The organism is Paenibacillus sp. GM2 (assembly GCF_900069005.2).
Taxonomy (GTDB): domain Bacteria; phylum Bacillota; class Bacilli; order Paenibacillales; family Paenibacillaceae; genus Fontibacillus.
The window spans coordinates 2,302,583-2,320,017 of sequence record NZ_LN831279.1; the positions used below are offsets into that span (position 1 = coordinate 2,302,583).

The 17,435-nt window shown below is 48.5% G+C and carries 13 protein-coding genes; 1 reads left to right on the top strand and 12 read right to left on the bottom strand.

From position 1 onward, the window contains the following. Positions 1-137: 137 nt before the first annotated feature. The 7 genes from BN1360_RS20120 to BN1360_RS20150 all read right to left on the bottom strand — a co-directional run bounded on the left by BN1360_RS20120 (position 138) and on the right by BN1360_RS20150 (position 9,137). Positions 138-650, bottom strand: coding sequence for a CAP domain-containing protein (locus BN1360_RS20120; protein ID WP_068781666.1), 513 nt, complete (start codon positions 648-650; stop codon positions 138-140). Between the two features lie 225 nt (positions 651-875). After that, the gene (mglC, locus tag BN1360_RS20125) at positions 876-1,883 is read right to left on the bottom strand and encodes a galactose/methyl galactoside ABC transporter permease MglC (RefSeq protein ID WP_068781654.1); all 1,008 of its coding nucleotides are present in this window, start codon (positions 1,881-1,883) and stop codon (positions 876-878) included. Between the two features lie 23 nt (positions 1,884-1,906). Then, positions 1,907-3,418 carry a sugar ABC transporter ATP-binding protein gene (locus BN1360_RS20130; protein WP_068781655.1) on the bottom strand — a complete coding sequence of 504 codons (1,512 nt, stop codon included), beginning with the start codon at positions 3,416-3,418 and terminating at the stop codon, positions 1,907-1,909. A gap of 143 nt (positions 3,419-3,561) precedes the next feature. Continuing rightward, complete coding sequence (locus BN1360_RS20135; protein ID WP_068781656.1) at positions 3,562-4,590, bottom strand: galactose ABC transporter substrate-binding protein; 1,029 nt, start codon at positions 4,588-4,590, stop codon at positions 3,562-3,564. A 125-nt stretch (positions 4,591-4,715) separates the two neighbouring features. Continuing rightward, positions 4,716-5,693 (bottom strand): substrate-binding domain-containing protein, encoded by a 978-nt coding sequence (locus BN1360_RS20140; protein ID WP_068781657.1) that lies wholly within the window; start codon positions 5,691-5,693, stop codon positions 4,716-4,718. Next, the gene (locus BN1360_RS20145; RefSeq protein ID WP_068781667.1) at positions 5,677-7,458 is read right to left on the bottom strand and encodes a sensor histidine kinase; all 1,782 of its coding nucleotides are present in this window, start codon (positions 7,456-7,458) and stop codon (positions 5,677-5,679) included. The genes BN1360_RS20140 and BN1360_RS20145 overlap by 17 nt, the downstream gene beginning before the upstream one ends. Positions 7,459-7,475: 17 nt before the next feature. Further along, positions 7,476-9,137 carry a response regulator gene (locus BN1360_RS20150; RefSeq protein WP_068781668.1) on the bottom strand — a complete coding sequence of 554 codons (1,662 nt, stop codon included), beginning with the start codon at positions 9,135-9,137 and terminating at the stop codon, positions 7,476-7,478. Positions 9,138-9,371: 234 nt separating this feature from the next. Here BN1360_RS20150 and BN1360_RS20155 point away from each other — a divergent pair, with 234 nt between their 5' ends. Continuing rightward, the gene (locus tag BN1360_RS20155) at positions 9,372-9,962 is read left to right on the top strand and encodes a C40 family peptidase (protein ID WP_324254279.1); all 591 of its coding nucleotides are present in this window, start codon (positions 9,372-9,374) and stop codon (positions 9,960-9,962) included. A gap of 85 nt (positions 9,963-10,047) precedes the next feature. Here the strand turns inward: BN1360_RS20155 and BN1360_RS20160 are convergent, their stop codons facing one another. The 5 genes from BN1360_RS20160 to BN1360_RS20180 all read right to left on the bottom strand — a co-directional run. Continuing rightward, the gene (locus tag BN1360_RS20160) at positions 10,048-10,506 is read right to left on the bottom strand and encodes a GNAT family N-acetyltransferase (RefSeq protein WP_068781658.1); all 459 of its coding nucleotides are present in this window, start codon (positions 10,504-10,506) and stop codon (positions 10,048-10,050) included. Further along, positions 10,503-11,684, bottom strand: coding sequence for a formate-dependent phosphoribosylglycinamide formyltransferase (purT, locus tag BN1360_RS20165; protein WP_068781659.1), 1,182 nt, complete (start codon positions 11,682-11,684; stop codon positions 10,503-10,505). The genes BN1360_RS20160 and purT overlap by 4 nt, the downstream gene beginning before the upstream one ends. Positions 11,685-11,809: 125 nt before the next feature. Then, positions 11,810-13,666 (bottom strand): ABC transporter ATP-binding protein, encoded by a 1,857-nt coding sequence (locus tag BN1360_RS20170; protein WP_068781660.1) that lies wholly within the window; start codon positions 13,664-13,666, stop codon positions 11,810-11,812. 3 nt (positions 13,667-13,669) lie between these two features. Continuing rightward, positions 13,670-15,439, bottom strand: a complete 1,770-nt coding sequence (locus BN1360_RS20175) for an ABC transporter ATP-binding protein (protein ID WP_068781661.1) — start codon at positions 15,437-15,439, stop codon at positions 13,670-13,672. Between the two features lie 204 nt (positions 15,440-15,643). Then, a partial coding sequence (locus BN1360_RS20180) for a dynamin family protein (protein ID WP_195714287.1) occupies positions 15,644-17,435 on the bottom strand: 1,792 nt, incomplete at its 5' end.

Consider the following 17,435-nt stretch of genomic DNA (forward strand, 5'->3'; position numbering starts at 1 on the left):
TCAGTTCCTCCCTGCCTTAAGTTATCCTCCTCTGATATGTATGCAGATTCCAAGCGGTAAATGGCATAATAAAGAACCGTAACATCCGCCACGGCCCCTTTTTTTATATTCTGTCTTTATGAGAGCAAGTTTACAGCCTATTTGCCTATAAACTCCTGAACCCAAAACCCGTTATAATAACCTACGCCGATCAGCGTATATTTGGGATTCAAGATGTTGGCGCGATGGCCGGGACTGTTCATCCAATCCTTCACGACCTCTTCAGCCGAGCGCTGTCCTTTGGCAATATTCTCGCCTGCGTAGAGATAAGTAATGTGATACGCATCCATCATATCAAATGGAGAACCATATTTCGGCGAAGTATGGTCAAAATAACCGCTCCTGAACATATCCATTGCTTTGTCCTTGGCCATCTTCGATAAATTCGTGTGTACAATCAAAGGCTTCAGCCCTGCCGAAGTCCGTTCTTTATTAACTAGCGCTACAACCTGTGCAGCCCGTTCCGCCTGAACCTGCGCATATACTGCCGCCATACTTTTGCTTTTGCTTGCAGCAGCCGCACTTGCCGTTCCATGCCCAGCAGGAATAGCTGCCAGTGACACTGCTAATACGGAGAATATCAATCCCAATTTTGCGGTCTTCATCTTCATTTTCTTCAATGATACATCCCCTCCTCAGCACGATAAGCAATCTGGAAAATAGTCTCTCTAATTTTACCATGCTTGTCCTTTCCTTGCATGGGAATTTGATGGAAATATATGCCGAGCTTCCATATCCCCCAAACATGAAAATCCCCTGCTTGTTGTTGCCAACAGCTCAGGGGATTTCCCCATTCCTCTCTGTTAAGACTTATCGATAACAAGAATATACTAGCATCAGCGCTTGGCCGCATATTTCCGCATATCAAATGCAACCGCGGTCACGATGATAGCGCCTTTAATAATTTGCTGCCAGTAAGGGCCTACCCCGATGAAGGTCAGACCGTAATTGATGACCGTAAAGATCAATACCCCGGCCATGACGCCAGGAACAGTACCGATTCCGCCTGTTGTCGATACGCCGCCAACGACACAGGCAGCGATCGCATCAAGCTCGTACATATTCCCGTAGTTATTCGTTGCCCCGCCGGTTCTAGCGGCTTCCAGCACGCCAGCAGTGCCATACAAAGCGCCTGCGATCGAATAAATAAGGATTAGCGTCAGCACTACATTTATCCCGGATACTTTTGCAGCTTGCATATTTCCGCCAATCGCATACATATTTTTACCCAACCGGGTCTTGTTGAACAGAACCCACACAATAAAACAGATAGCAACCGCAAAAATAACGATGTAGGGCAAGGATAAGTCTCCTTTACCGAAGCTGCCTGATCCAAGCGTCGTAAAATCGTCGCGAAGTCCGCCGATCGGCTGTGAATTATTCGGCTCCGTATCGAAATACAAAGAGTTGATCCCGTATATTGCCACCATCGTTCCCAAAGTAGCAATAAAAGGAGGAACCTTGAACTTGGAGACGATGACTCCATTAATCAAGCCAAAGATAACGCCTACAAATATCGCGATCAGGATCGGGATGAACAGCCAGAGCTGCGGAAGATCAGGGAAGAAGCGACGTGCATAATCCGGCTCCTGCAGCATCGAAGCCGATATGACCGCAGTCAAACCGACCATCCGTCCCGCCGACAGATCGGTCCCGCCTGTAATCAGAATGAAGGCGACACCTAACGCGATAATGACCCGGGTCGAAGATTGAATCAGAATATCGCGGAGCGTATTAAAACCGATAAAATGGGGGTCATAAACGGCAATTGCGATCACCAGTACAACCAGTACAATATAGATCGCGTTCTCTGTTATAAAGCTCTGAGTTTTCTTGATATTCATTCCTATTCTCTCCTTCTCGGACTCTAATGCTGAGCGGCTAGACGCATAATTTCCTCTTCCGAGGCTTCCTGACCATCCAAAATGCCCGTGATCTTCCCCTCCGACATCACCATGATGCGGTCGGACATGCCAAGAAGCTCCGGCATTTCCGATGAGATCATAATGATGCTCTTGCCCTGCTTTGCCAGATCGGCAATGATCGTATAAATCTCATACTTGGCACCAACATCGATTCCTCGCGTCGGTTCATCAAGCAGCAAAATTTCCGGGCTGGTTAACAGCCATCTGGCAAGCAGCACCTTCTGTTGATTTCCCCCGGATAAATTCATAATCAGCGTCTTCGGAGAAGGCGTCTTGGTGCGCAATTTCTCCACTACCTGATTGACCTCATCGCGTTTCTTCCGTTCATTCAGCAGCCCATAGGGCCGAATATATTTGCGCATATTGGCAATCGCCGCGTTCTCATGCACTGACAGTACCGGAAAGATGCCTGTCGTGCGCCTCTCCTCGGTCAACAGCGCCAGCCCATACCGCTTGGCGGCAGCCGGGCTCTTGATGCGTACATGCTTGTCATTGATCCAGATCGATCCGGACTGAATCTCACGCAGGCCAAATAATGCCTCGATGAGTTCCGTCCGCTGCGCTCCCACTAATCCGCCAATTCCGAGGATCTCTCCTTTTCGCAGCTCAAAGGAAACATTGTTGAAGGATTTAGGGTGAATAGAGGTTAGCCCTTCCACCTTAAGCACAACCCCGTTCGGAACATTATGCCGCTGCGGAAAACGCTGCGTCAGGTCACGACCTACCATTTTGGAAATAATCAGGTCGGTCGTCAGCTCTGCCGCAGGCCAGGTGCCTATTTTTTTGCCATCGCGCATAATGGTGACTTCATCGGAAATCCTCAAAATTTCCTCCATCTTGTGGGAGATATATATAATCGATACGCCTCTGCTCTTTAACTCCTGAATAATCTTAAATAAATGCTCCACCTCAACGCTGGTTAAAGATGATGTTGGTTCGTCCATGACGATAATTCTGGAATGAAAGGAGACGGCCTTAGCTATTTCAATGGACTGAATTTGCGAGACAGACAGCTTCCCCACGATCGTATCCGGTTTAATAGGGATATCCAGTTGCTCGAACAATTCTTCGGTATTCCGGTACATTTTTGTATGGTCTATAAACCGCAAGGGCCAGAATCCCTTGGATGGGAAGCGCCCAAGCCAAATATTCTCCATCACACTGCGGAACGGCACCGGATGAAGTTCCTGATGGATCATCGAGATGCCCATTTCAAGTGCGTCACGCGAATGATTAATGTCTACCTTCTGCCCGTCCAAATAAATTTCGCCTTCATCCGCCTTGTAGATGCCGAACAGGCATTTCATTAAGGTTGACTTTCCTGCCCCGTTCTCTCCCATCAGCGCATGAACCGTTCCCGGCCTGACCTGCAAGCTAACGTTATCGAGCGCTTTGACACCGGGAAATTCCTTGGATATCCGTTTCAATTCAAGTAGATACTGCTGATTTGTCATTATGTCAGCCTCCTATTTTACTGTTCCGCATAGAGGCGCAGCTAGGTTTTTCGAGCATTCTGCTTGCTAAATATGAAAGGTTCGCACCTTTCGGCTACGAACCTTCCAAGAATCGCGAGACAGACGATTGCCAATCAAGCCGCTTATTTGAAATTTGCTGCGTTTTCTTTTGTCACCTTTTGATAAGGAATCCAGACATACTGATTGTCCGTAATTTCATAACCTACGCTATCCAGATTAACTTCTTGGCCCTGGGCCAAGAGCGAAGCGATCTTAATCGAAGCTTTACCTTGGTTCTCCGCATCGTTTAGCACCGTGCCAAGCAATGTACCTTGCTCCAAGGCCTGAATTGCAGGAGCCGTCGCATCTACGCCGACAACCGGCATATATTTATCCCCATTGAAATAACCCGCTGCCTTCAAGGCTTCAATTGCCCCTAATGCCATATCATCATTGTTGGCGAATACCGCTTCGATACTGTCGCCTTTGGCCGCCAGGAAGGCCGCCATCTTCTCCTGGCCTTTGACCCGATCCCACATCGCCGTATCCTCTTGCAATTTCTCAACCTTGATTCCCGCATCCTCCAAAGCCTGAATGGAATACTGCGTACGAAGCTCAGCATCCTGATGCCCCGGTTCACCTTTTAACATGACGTATTGCAGGACCCCATCGCCATTCTTATCGGCTTCAGGATGAGACTTCCAATAATCCGCGATGATTTGCCCGGACAATGTTCCCGATTCCTCGGCTCTTGCGCCAACATAATAAACCTTATCCCATTTCTTCATATCCTCCGGAAGAGGCTCGCGATTCAAGAACACAACCGGAACATCCTTGCCTTTGGCCTTATCGATAATGACACCTGCCGCAGTACGATCCACCGGATTCACGATCAGCGCTTTGGTCTTCTTCGTCAGGAACAAATCAATCTTATCATTCTGCGTCGGCTGTGAGTTCTGACTGTCGACAATATCAACCTGAGCGATGCCTTTGGCATTCTTCTCGATCGCATTGCGCACTCCTGTCATAAAGGTATCATCGAACTTGTAGATGGCTACGCCGACCTTCGGCGTATCTCCGCTGCCGCTTCCCCCGCCGGAGCCGCTGTTGCAGCCAGCCATTACTGCTCCGAGCAGTGCGAATCCGAGCATGACGGACATCATTTTTTTCATGCCTATTGACCTCCTTATTGAGCTTCCTTATATGAATACGTTTACATTATGCTGGATTAAGCGGCACTTTCGAATTAAGAAAACTGCGCTTTTATATCAAAATTCTAATGACTTCAGGACGACCTCTATTTTACAAAAGGAAACATCAGCTTCTGATTTTCCGGCCAGAGCATATTATCGAGATCAATCAATTTCACATCCGTGGGAATTTTGTCGCTAAGCTTGGCGCCGTGTGCCGCCTGTACTGCAGCATATACCGCCATATAGCCATTATTAAACGGATTTTGCACCACCATCGCCTGGATCGTCCCATCCTGCAGCAGCTCCAGCATTTCGGACGGATTATCGAAGGCGATCATATTTACAATGCCGCTATACCCCATATCCTCCACGGCTAATCCCGCACCGATCGAGGATTCCGCGCTAAGCGAGACGATCCCGTTCAATCTTGGATGGAGCTGAAGCATTTTACGGGTAAGATCATACGCCAAGGTCTCATCCGAACCGCTGTAGACGATATCCATGACCTGGATTTCAGGGAAGCGGGCCATATAGTCGAGGAAGCCTTCTTCCCGTTCATCGGTACTGCGCGCTCCCTTCACAAAATTAATGATGCCGATCTCCCCCCGGCCCCCCGTTAATTCGCTAAGGCGTTTGGCCGCTGCTTGTCCGGCTTCATAATTGTTCGTCCCGACATAAGTTTTTACTTTCGTCGAAGCGACCTCCGAATCCATAGAAATGACAGGAATATTATAATAGGACGTCTGATCCGTCACCTGTCCCAGCGCCTCATAATCGCTAGCGGCCAACACAATCGCATCCGGCCTTCGAACAATGGACTCCTGCATCAGCTCGATTTGCTGCCTGTAATCGTTTTCCTGAGTTGGGGCCAAAAAATTCAGCTCTACATTATACTCCTTGGCTGCCACCTCGGCACCCATACGTATCGTGCTCCAGTAATCCCCGCGATCCATCTTGACGATCATATCAATCGTTAACGGTTTATCGCTTCCAGGGGTACTCCCTGTAGGCGCACAGGACGCAAGCGCCAGCAGACTAAGGGCCAGCGCCAGCCCCTTCAGCAAGCTATTTCCCGATCTCATTTTCTTCCCCCTCAACCTGACCTGGAGCGCGATGTACCGGAAGTGTCACCGTGACCGTAGTCCCTTCCTCAGGCTCACTCTCGTAATGCAGTCCATAAGGATGTCCATAGTAGAGCTGAATTCGCTCCTGCACATTGTACACGCCCACTCCGGAACCGCTCTCGCTGCGGATATCACCTGTTAACAGCTTGGCGAGCCGCGCTTGTGTCATTCCGATGCCATTATCACGAATAATGAATTGAAGCCTCTCGCCTTGCAATTGCGCTTTGATCTCGATCATTCCGTCCTCCATCGAGTTCTCAATTCCATGATGAATCGCATTCTCGACGAGCGGCTGCAGAATCAGCTTCAAGGTTAGGCAATCCATCACCTCTTCTTCGGCTTCGATAACATAATGAAACTTATTCTTAAATCGTATCGATTGAATAATCAAATAATGCCTGATATGCTCCAGCTCATCCTTGACTGTAATGATCGGCTTGCCCTTGCTTAAGCTAAGGCGAAAGAAGCGGGACAGTGAGGTAATGGTTGTTACTACCTCTTGATTGCGACCCATTTCAGCCATTCTTGTAATCGAATTCAACGTATTGTACAGAAAATGAGGGTTAATCTGCGATTGCAGCACATCGAATTCGCTCTTGCGCTTTGCTTCCTGCTCCCGGATAATCTGATCCATCAACTCACGAATCCGGCGCAACATCAGATTGAAGCGCTTTGACAGCTGCTCGACCTCATAGACTCCGCTTACGGAAATTTGCGGTGTGAAATCACCTTTCTCCACCCGCTTGACGGACTGCTCCAGACGCCGGATCGGTTTGGATATCGTCGCCGAGACATAGATGTTAATGATCAGGATAATCAAAATTGAGACAAGTAAGAATTGGTATAAAAAGTCCGCTAGTTCCTTCTTCGTGCCCAGGAACTCATCTGCATAAGCGACGCCTATGATTTTCCAGCCTGCGGTTTTGACCGTCTGAATGGTAATGATTCGCTGCTCCCCATTTTGTTCATCCAGATAACTGCCGTACTTGTAATTCAGCACTGGTTCCAAATTCTCATATTTCAAACCGGCATAGATGAGCTGCTGCTGAGGATGATAGACGATATTGCCGATGCCATCGATGATATAGACGTAACCGTTCTTCCCCAGGCTCACGCGCTGGCTTAGTTGATCGATCGTCCGGAAATTGAAATCGATAACTAGAATTCCGTGCTTGACTCCCGATTCATCCTTGTAATCTATCATTTTACTCATCGAGACGACCCAGCGGTAATCGTTCTTGAACAGGTTCTGAATATGCGGAGGCGTAAATTGCAGTGTGCCCGGAGCGAGAAGCGCTGATTCGAACCACGCTTGCTTTGTCAGTCGTGTATTTTTGCGCATCGGCTGCGCCGGGACGCTGTTCACCAGCACCCCGTCTGTCGTAAACAGCGCAATAGAGACGAGATCCTCCCGTGTACTCAATATCGTCTCCATCTGTTCTCCCAGTTGCTGATTCGAAGATACCTCAGAAACTTGATCGATTTTGTTCTGAGTTACTTCAAAAATGTCCTGCATTCCGCTGACATATAGTTCCAAATTTGAATTCACCTGCTCCACGATCTGCTTCAGGTTCAGGTAGGCATTCTCCTCAGCAACGTTAGAGAAGCGATTGAACAGCATTAGACTTGCCAGCACAACAACGAGCACTGTCACGATAATGGAAGAAGCCGAGAGCAGGACTTGGATGTTATGCAGGTGGAAGCCTCGCAAAAAGCGTGTCATTGCACGCCGCCAGGACTTCATACGATCTTGGCCCCATTCCGGTACTCTTTAGGAGACAGACCGTATTTCTTGCGAAAACAGAAGCTGAAATAATTCGGGTCCGAAAATCCCACCAGCTCGGCGATCTCAAATGATTTTTTGTCCGTGGAGGCCAGCAGATTTTTGGCCGCCTCCATGCGTACATTCTGCAAGTAATTCACAAAAGTAAGCTTCGTCTCTCGTTTGAAAATATTACTGAAATACCCTGAGCTAATATGTAAACAGGCGCAAACTTTATTAATCGAAATGTCCGGATCACAGTAATGGTCCATAATATATGCTTTGGCTTGATCCACGAGCAGGTTATAGCTGGTCTGCCTTTGACTCGATATCATCCGCTTCAGCTTCATACATATATCGATGAACCACCCCCGGGCCTCATCAGCTTGCGTGAATCTGAAGATCTGACTGATAAATCCCCCGCCTTCTCCAAATAATCTTTCAAAATCAATATGTATATCATTAGCCGCCTTGATCACCGCGGTCAATATGACCAATAGACGCAGTTGAAAATCCTGAAGGGATTTCCGACAGTCCAAAAGATTTCTGAACAGCTGCTCCAGCAGCAGTCCCAGCTCCTCATCACTGCCAAACTTCAAGCAGCGTATTAATTCCTGTTCCTTCAATTCATCGAATTCAAACACTTTCTCTTCGGGAGCTTCCACATCACCGATATAAATTATCTTATTCCCGCCGAGCACAAGACGATAATCGAGCGCATGTATGGCTTCTTTATAAGAGTAGTAACAATTAGACAAGGACGCGCAGGCCGTCCCGACCCCAATCGTCGTGCAGAGCTTAAGGTATCTCTCAATACTGAATCTCATTTCTTCCAATAGCTTCAATGTTATGTCGATAACTCGATCAGGATTTGGATTGTCATATACACTTAACAGCACAACATCATCATGATAAATAAACGCCTGATCGCGAGGATGCTCACGGATGATCTCGTCAACAATGTTCAGTACCGCAAACAACTCTAACTGCTGGTCATCGGTATCACGCGGCAGGATCGATTCCACCGCAGCCTGTTCATCCACACCACCTGCCCGATCCAAGCGAACCGTTGGGTCAAGCCGGATAATCGAGACGACGTACATTTGCCCTTCCAACTGCAGAGCATAACTCCGACATTTGTCTGCAATCTCTTGCTCGGATAGCGGTCTGGATACTAGAGAAGATAAGAACAACCGCTGCAATACAGGCAAATTGCGATGATAGTATTCGGTTAATGTCTGGATGTTCTTCCGCATCTTCAGCTCTTCATCAATTTCCATTTTGACCTTCCAAAGTATATCCGCAAGCTCCTCCGAAGAGAACGGCTTCAGCACATACTCGGTGACATCCAGCCGGATAGCCTGTTTAGCATAGTCAAATTGCTCATAGCCTGTCAGAATAATTACTTTAATGGTAGGATGCACCTGCCGAATCCATTCCGTTAACTGCAATCCATCCATAAAAGGCATCTGGATATCCGTAACGACAACGTCAGGCATATGCTTATCTATCATTTCAGCAGCTTCTCTACCATTTTCAGCTGTGTCAACAACCTTATACCCGATACTCTCCCAATCAATGAGCTCCAATAATCCCTCCCTTACATCGACTTCATCATCAGCCAAGATTAACTTATACATGTAATCTCCCGCTTTCTCTTTATATAGAGGTAATACTTGATTGCCATCGATTTTATCGTACTCACCCATAAAAGTAAATTAGTGGATTCCTTATTCAATTACGACCTTAGTCTAGTTTTAATTTCCGTCTCCGGACTATTTCGCTATTCCCCGGAAACGATTACCATGGTAATATCAAATGGATACATCATTTGTAAATAGCTAACTAATTAAATAGAAAATGGCGGTTGAAAAATGATGAATAACACGAAGCAAATCTACATCTTACTAAGCAATCCGAAAACCATTGTGACGAAAATGATCGGTATATATACGAAAGCCCCTTATAATCACGCTTCCATAGCTTTTGATCCGGAATTAAGAGAAATGTACAGTTTCGGGAGGAAGCATCCCCTGATTCCGCTTATTGGCGGATTCGTGAAGGAAGATATATATTCAGGGATCTTTGAGCGGGCAACATGTGCGGTGTATAGCTGCACGGTTAGTGAAGCTACTTATATCAAAATGAGAAACTTCGTGCGCCAGTTCGAGGAGAACAGTGAACTGTACAGCTACAATTTTCTTGGTATTCTGGGCGTCATCCTGAATATGGAGTTTGGCGGGGAGAATTCCTATTTCTGCTCCCAATTCGTCAGTGCTGTCTTTGAGAGAGCGGGACTGCAGCTATGCAATAAATCGGCCGCGCTAACAACGCCGGATGATCTGTCTACCTGCTCCATGCTGAAACTGGTTTTTCGCGGCTCCCTGGTCTCTTACAGGAAAAGCTACTATGAGTACCTGGATGAGTCAGCCATGGAGGCGACGCATCTATATATGGCGAACTGACAGCCTGCTTCATCATCAAGAATGACAAATAACCCGGCTCTCCGAATAGGGAGCCGGGTTTACATTTCATTATCTTCATGGATTTCTATGCTAATGTTTTGCTAAGTCTACGATGTCCGGTACAAGTGAAGCCCATGCGCTCGTAGAATGATTTGGCAGACAAGCTATTCTCGCCTGCTACAGATAAGAACAATTGCGAACTCCCGCGCTCTTTGCTCCAGGATTCCGCTTCAGACATAAGCCGTTTACCGATGCCATTGCTTCGATGATCCTCATCTACAATCATAGCGATGATCTGGGTAATAGGTCGGTTCATATCATGCGTCTGATACTGCTTCAGGAAGATGGTACCGCGTACCACTCCATCCACCTCGGCTACCAAGCTATGATGCTGTTGATTATCCTCCAACATGCGAAGGCGCTCTTTAAGCACGCTGAACGTTGTTGGATAACGAAGCTGTCGCATCAGAGGAAGCAAATGATGGACATCATCACAGCAACCCTTCCGAATAACTAACGCAGGAGCACTCACCTGACTACTCAATTTGACCATACCACCTTTAATGTACTTGCCGCTTGTTTGGCGCGGCTGCGGGCCGTTTCAACATCCTCTGCTGCACTCAGGGCTACAGCCATCCGTCTTCCCGGCTTGCTGAGCGGTTTACCGAACATTCGAACCTGGGTTCTCGGTAATGCCAATGCTTCTTCCATTCCTGCGATCTGGAATTCTTCGCCTTCGCGATCTGCCTTTAAAGTAGCTGAAGCGCCCGGCGTCAGAAGTTGAACCGAAGGAATCGGAAGACCTAGAATTGCTCTTACGTGAAGCGCGAATTCTGACAAATCCTGCGTAACCATCGTCACCATTCCCGTATCATGGGGTCTTGGCGACACTTCGCTGAAAATAATGCCATGATCCGTCACAAATAATTCTACACCAAATAGCCCATATCCGCCAAGCGCATCTGTAATTTTTTGTGCAATTTGCTGCGCTTCCTTGAGCTGTTCTTCGTTCAGGAAATGAGGCTGCCACGATTCGACATAATCCCCATCCTTCTGGATATGGCCAATGGGCGGACAAAATATCGTCCCAGATACCGAGCGGACGGTTAACATCGTAATCTCGCTCGTAAAAGGCACAAATGCTTCTACGATGACTCTCATCTTCTTAGCCCGAGCGCCTTCAAGGGCCATATTCCAGCATATCTCGACATCCTCTGCCTTACGGCAGACGCTCTGTCCTTTGCCGGATGAGCTCATTAACGGTTTGATTACGCAGGGCACACCAATCTCGCCAACAGCTGTTTGCAACTGCTCCAGACTGTCAGCGAACAAATATTTCGCCGTAGGTAATCCAAGCTCCTCGGATGCCAATCTGCGTATTCCTTCACGATCCATCGTCAACAGAGCTGCTTTGGCAGTAGGAATGACCTTATATCCTTGCTGCTCGAGTTCCACCAGCACGGGTGTTGCAATCGCTTCAATCTCCGGGACAATCAGATCCGGAGCAACTTGAACGATTAATGACCTAAGCGCTTCTCCATCCAACATATCAAGCACATAGGATTCCTGAGCAACACCCATGGCCGGTGCATCCTCATATCTGTCAACGACAATCGTACGGATACCTAGACGCTGCGCCTCAATGACTACTTCTTTGCCCAATTCTCCTCCGCCAAGGAGCATGATGCTCTTGGCATATTTAGACACTGGAGCACCCCACATGAGTCGAGAATCCCCCCTGAAAATATGAAAATATATTACTGATTCTATTTTCAGGTTTTCCAGCCTATAATGCAATAGTCAGATCGACATTCTAGATCTCTTTTTCGAATAAGTTCGACAAATTTCTACATATAGCGGAATTGGGCTTCAACCAATCCACAATAAATTCCCTTGTGTTCCATTAATTGTTCGTGGTTGCCCATCTCTTTAATCTCGCCATGATCAAGTACGATAATCTTATCCGCGCTGCGGATCGTCGACAGACGGTGTGCCACCATAAAGGAAGTTCTACCTTTCAGCAGCACCTTCAATGCATTCTGAATTTTCACTTCTGTCTCCGTATCGATGCTCGCCGTAGCTTCATCAAGAATGAGGATACGCGGGTCAGCTAGCAGAGCCCGGGCGAAGGATAGCAACTGGCGTTGTCCCATTGACAAGGCATTGCCTCGCTCCTCAACCTCTGTGTCATAGCCCTTAGGCAGCTTCGTAATGAAGTCATGAGCGTCAACCGCCTTGGCTGCCGCTTCAATCTCCTCGTCCGTTGCATCCAGTCGGCCGAAGCGAATATTATCGCGAATCGTACCGGAGAAGATGAACGTATCCTGAAGCACGATCCCGATCTGCTTGCGCAGGCTCTCTACCTTCACATCGCGGATATCATGGCCATCGATCAGAATCTGGCCTTGATTGATATCATAAAACCGGCTGAGCAGATTAATGATCGTACTCTTACCTGAACCGGTGTGACCAACCAAGGCGATCGATTGGCCCGGCTCCGCGTCCAGATCGATTCCTTTGAGGGCCTGACGCCCCTTCTCATATTCGAACACGACATGTTTGAATCGAACATCGCCTTGAATCGTTGGAAGCTCCATTGCTCCAGGCTTGTCGGCAATGTTAGGCTCCTCATCCATAAATTCAAAGATCCGTTCCGAGGAGGCCATCGCCACGAGCAGCTGATTATACATCTGCCCCATACGGTTAATCGGCTCCCAGAAGTTGCCCACATAGTTGCTGAACGCAACGAGCAGACCGATTGTCAATTGACCCTGCTGGATCAAATAGACGCCAAGGATGAACAAAATGAATGTACCCACCCCACCGGTAATATCGATGAGCGGGCCGAACATCTGGTTCATGGCCGAAGCCTTATCCCATGATTTCTTGCTATCGGCATTCATTACATCAAAGTAGTGAATATTCTCATGCTCTTGCGTATAAGCCTGCGTTACTCGAATCCCTTGAATCGACTCATTCAAGTGCGAATTGATACGCGAGTTCTTCATCCGTACTTCCTGCCAGGCAATCCGAATTCTGCGGCGCAGCCGGGTCGAGATAAGGAACATGATCGGCACGGTAATCATCACGGCCAGACCAAGCTTCCAGTTGATCAACAGCAGGATGACAACGATCCCCGCTAGTTGAACACAGTCGATCATCAGGTTGACGACCCCGTTGGTAAACAGATCCTGCAAGGAGTTAACGTCATTGGTAACGCGGACCAGCACAGAGCCTGCAGGTCGTTTGTCATAGAAATTGAACGACAGCTTTTGGATGTGACGGAACAGGTCGGAACGCAGGTCATAAATAACCCTCTGTCCGATCACATTCGTATACTTAATCCGGTAGACCCCGGTTACCCATTGAATGATGTACAAAACGACCACCAAAGCGGACAAAATGTATAATAGCGTTAAGCTGGTTGAGCCATTTTCGGGGGCAATCGCTTTATCGATTGCCAGACTCGTTAAGAACGGTACCGTCAGCTTCGTGATTGTTCCAAGCACCGTCATCAGAATGACCGGCGGAAGCATTTTCCGGGCGTAAGGCTTCATATAGCCAAATAAGCGACGGAACTGCTGCCAATCAAATGCTTTATCAATAATCTCATCGTCTTGATATACAAAGCGATCCTCAATCTTCGTCTTGACCTTGCCCTTTTGCGGTGGCTTTTGTTGCCAAGTCTGTGCCTCTGTATTCATGGGTTATGCCTCCCCTCTCTTCGCACGCGCATCTTGTTTGGCCAAATGATCGGCATATTGAATACGATAGACATCCTGATAAGGTCCTGGTATCTGTATCAGCTCATCATGCGTTCCTCGCTGAGCGACACGGCCTTCATCCAATACAAGAATCTCATCGGCATGTCGAAGCGAGGAAATACGGTGAGCGATAATAAAGGTCGTACGCCCGCGCATAACCTCCTGGAATCCGGCCTGAATCTCCTGCTCGGTCTCCATATCGACCGCACTGGTCGCATCGTCCAGGATAAGAATCTTCGGGTTCTTCAGCAGCGCCCGTGCAATCGCAATCCGCTGCTTCTGACCGCCCGATAGCCCCATTCCTCTCTCCCCAACAACCGTATCATAGCCATCCGGCAATTCCATAATAAATTCATGAGCCTTGGCCAACTGAGATACACGAATCACTTCTTCCATGGAAACATCATTCATCCCGTAGCAGATATTATTGCGAATACTGGATGAGAACAGGAAAGTCTCCTGGAATACCGTGGAGATCTGACGGCGCAGACTCTGTACACTAACGGTCCGGATATCCTGCCCATCCAGCTTAATGCTTCCTTCATTCACATCATAGGCACGCATCAACAGCTGTATAATCGTCGATTTGCCGGAACCCGTTCCGCCAAGGAAACCGATTACTTTGCCTGGCGAGGCCTCGAAGCTAATATCTTTGACAGCCGGCAGTTTGTTGCCGTAAGCGAAAGTAACATGCTCAAAAGCGACCTCGCCTTTTACATCAGCTGCTGACAGATCGGTCGCGTTCTCGCTATCTTTCACATCAATTTTATGGTTCAGAATTTCAAGCACCCGTTCACCTGAGGCTTTGGACTGTGTATAGTTGTTAATATGGAACCCCAGTCCCCACATCGGGCCGATAATGAACCAGATCAGACTGAAGAATGCGACCAGATCGCCGAGGGTCAACTGGCCTTTAATCACCAGCGTTCCGCCAACGGCCAACAGAACTGCCACGCTGATCGAAGCAAGCAGCTCCATCACCGGGAAGAATTTACTCCACAGTGTCGCTGCAAAGATCTGATTATTCTTATAACGCTCATTCCGATGCGAGAATTTCTCAACTTCATGCGGTTCGCGCGCGAACGCTTTAACAGTACGGACACCGGTAATGTTCTCTTGCACCGCTGTGGTCAGCGAGCTTAGCGCCTGACGCATCTCCTGGAACGCCGGGTGAATTTTCGATTCAAATTTCAAGGCTACTCCTGCCAGGAACGGAATCGTTACCAGCGTGATGAGTGTAAGCTGCCAATGGATCGACATCATTACAGCCATCCCAAAGGTGACCATCAGCACCAAGTTCAGCAATTGAGCAAAGCCGAAGCCGACAAAGTTTCGAATCGCTTCGAGGTCGCCGGTAAGCCGCGACATCAGATCGCCTGTCTTCGCGCGGTCATAATATCGGAAGGACAGAAATTGCAGCTTCTCATAACAGGCATTGCGCAGCCGATAGGCGAGATAGTTGCCCAATCGACCGCCGAAGAAGCCGTGCAGAAACTGCATAAATGCTTTGACCACCACTATAGATAAAGCGGTCAGAGCGATGCCCACAACCAGATTATATTGTTGTTGTCTGATGACATCGTCAATCAGCTTCCTTAGCAGAAGCGGATATACCAGGCCCAGCCCGGTTGTAGCTGCCAGACACAGTATAGATAATATTAAATAGTAACGCCGCTCACGATAATAAACCGAGAGTTGCTTCAGAACCTCCATGTCATTACCTCCAGCAACTTAGGACTTCTTGTAAAAGATAGTGAAAATCCGCCTAAGTCTTTAGCCCATTTGAAATTTTTTTGATCTAGCTGTTGTTCAAAGAGTTCTCTTTAGTGAACCCTCTGCTCTCTCTTTGGTTTCTGTCAATTCTTTCTCTACATTTCGCTCATGGCTTCCGACAGTTGTCTTCTCTTACATCGGCTATTACTGTTTGAGTTCTTCAGCCAAGACGCGCAAATCGGCTGTAATTTGCAGCCAGGTCTCAGCCCCTTCGCCTTCTCCCTCAGACAGACTAGCCAGTCCTTGCTCCCATTCCTCCCATTGCAAGTTAAATCTTGCCGTTAATTCAGCAAACTTTTGAACCATTTCCAGACAGTAATAATCGCTTAATCTTGCCTCGATTCTGTCTACAGCCTCCTTTAATACGCCTGACAAAGGTTCCTCGACCGCTTCACGCAGCCGTTTTCTTCCTCCACCCTCAAAGAAGGATTTTGGATTTTTAAAATAAGGCCAGTATTCGGCCGTATTTAATTGAAGTTCGAGCTCTGCCTCAAGTACCTCGGGCATGCTCCAGGCAGACAACTCTCCGCTGCTTAATGCCGGGCTTAGCGTCAATCGCTGCTGCAATTGCTGAATCCAGTGTTCACCGGCCTCATTTAACCAGGTGATGCAGCGGTTCTCCATCCGCAAGCAGGTCACTTGAAGCTCACGCTGCAGCTCGATCGCCAGCGAAGACAGCCATTCATGCATCGACGCCGCAAATTTGCGCTTCATATCGCCGCCATCGTCCTGCAGCAGCACCGGATGAAAGTACTCCGTGAACAAATCTCCGGCAAGAAGGCGCAATCTTTGCCGCACATGATAGAGCAGCTCAGACACTTCCTGGCGAACCTCGGAGGATTTATCTTCCGCCGCAAGTTCACCCGTTTGCTGCTGGAAAACCTGCTTATCCTGCTGTAAGTTGTTCTGCTGCAGTTGCCTTGCCTCCTGGCCTTGTGCCAGGGTGGCAGCCCATTGATCGGCCTGGCGGATTATCTGCTTCAGCTCACGCTTTGCGCTCTGAACAGCCAGCCCCGCCAGATCATTTCCCAAAAAATGAAAGAATACGCTCTCAAATTCCACAAATCCCGAGCTGGCCAATTGCTGGTCATCTCCCATGCCCTTGGCGGTAAGCGCCTGCAGGCTGGAAACCGGATAAATCTGCGGCGCTTCTACACCGGCACTGCGCAAGCCGTCCTCGACATGCTCCACCACCGAAGCGAGCTCAGAGGACGTCGCTGCGAGATCGGCAGCGTTGACGATAAAGTACATTTTATCGAGCGCGAAGCTGCCCTTGACCCGGCCTAAATGAGCCAGAAACTGCCGGTCAGCCCGCGAGAATGCATGATTGTAATACGTTACATAGATCAAGGCATCACAGTTCTTCATATATTGAAAGGTTACGCCAGTATGACGGGCATGAATGGAATCTGCACCAGGCGTATCCACAATAACGATTCCCTGCTCGGTCAGCGGGCAGGAATAATAGAGATCCATCCGCTCTACGAAGCAGGCTTTGCTCTCTACCGAAACATAGGAAGCAAATTGAGCAAGATCGGCAATCTCAGAGGTGCCCAGCTTGGAGAAGCTGTCTCCCCAGCCTGCCGCAGCCGCCTTCAGGAAGCTGTAATGGGCACGCCCTGTTGCCGGAACATCAATCGCCCGCAGCTTATCGACCTCTGCCATCCAGGTACGCTCTTTCCACGTTCCCAGCTGCAACGCCTCAAAGGAATCAGCAAGATCCTGCCGCATCGCCTCTTGCGTCTTAAACATGACCTTGCCTGTTCCATGCTCCATCCCGTCCTCTGGCGCGAGGATGCGATTGATCGCCGCAGTCGTCGGATGCGGCGATACGGGCAGGACGGAGGCGCCAAGCAAGGCGTTGGCGAACGACGATTTGCCGGCGCTGAACGCTCCGAACAGCGCCACCGTGAAGCGGCCGTGCGCGAGCCCTGCG

Excerpts from the sequence above, each read along its gene's own strand:
- BN1360_RS20120 (WP_068781666.1), bottom strand. The coding sequence starts at position 650 with ATGAAGATGAAGACCGCAAAATTGGGATTGATATTCTCCGTATTAGCA.
- mglC (WP_068781654.1), bottom strand. The coding sequence starts at position 1,883 with ATGAATATCAAGAAAACTCAGAGCTTTATAACAGAGAACGCGATCTAT.
- BN1360_RS20130 (WP_068781655.1), bottom strand. The coding sequence starts at position 3,418 with ATGACAAATCAGCAGTATCTACTTGAATTGAAACGGATATCCAAGGAA.
- BN1360_RS20135 (WP_068781656.1), bottom strand. The coding sequence starts at position 4,590 with ATGAAAAAAATGATGTCCGTCATGCTCGGATTCGCACTGCTCGGAGCA.
- BN1360_RS20140 (WP_068781657.1), bottom strand. The coding sequence starts at position 5,693 with ATGAGATCGGGAAATAGCTTGCTGAAGGGGCTGGCGCTGGCCCTTAGT.
- BN1360_RS20145 (WP_068781667.1), bottom strand. The coding sequence starts at position 7,458 with ATGACACGCTTTTTGCGAGGCTTCCACCTGCATAACATCCAAGTCCTG.
- BN1360_RS20150 (WP_068781668.1), bottom strand. The coding sequence starts at position 9,137 with ATGTATAAGTTAATCTTGGCTGATGATGAAGTCGATGTAAGGGAGGGA.
- BN1360_RS20155 (WP_324254279.1), top strand. The coding sequence starts at position 9,372 with ATGATGAATAACACGAAGCAAATCTACATCTTACTAAGCAATCCGAAA.
- purT (WP_068781659.1), bottom strand. The coding sequence starts at position 11,684 with ATGTGGGGTGCTCCAGTGTCTAAATATGCCAAGAGCATCATGCTCCTT.
- BN1360_RS20170 (WP_068781660.1), bottom strand. The coding sequence starts at position 13,666 with ATGAATACAGAGGCACAGACTTGGCAACAAAAGCCACCGCAAAAGGGC.
- BN1360_RS20175 (WP_068781661.1), bottom strand. The coding sequence starts at position 15,439 with ATGGAGGTTCTGAAGCAACTCTCGGTTTATTATCGTGAGCGGCGTTAC.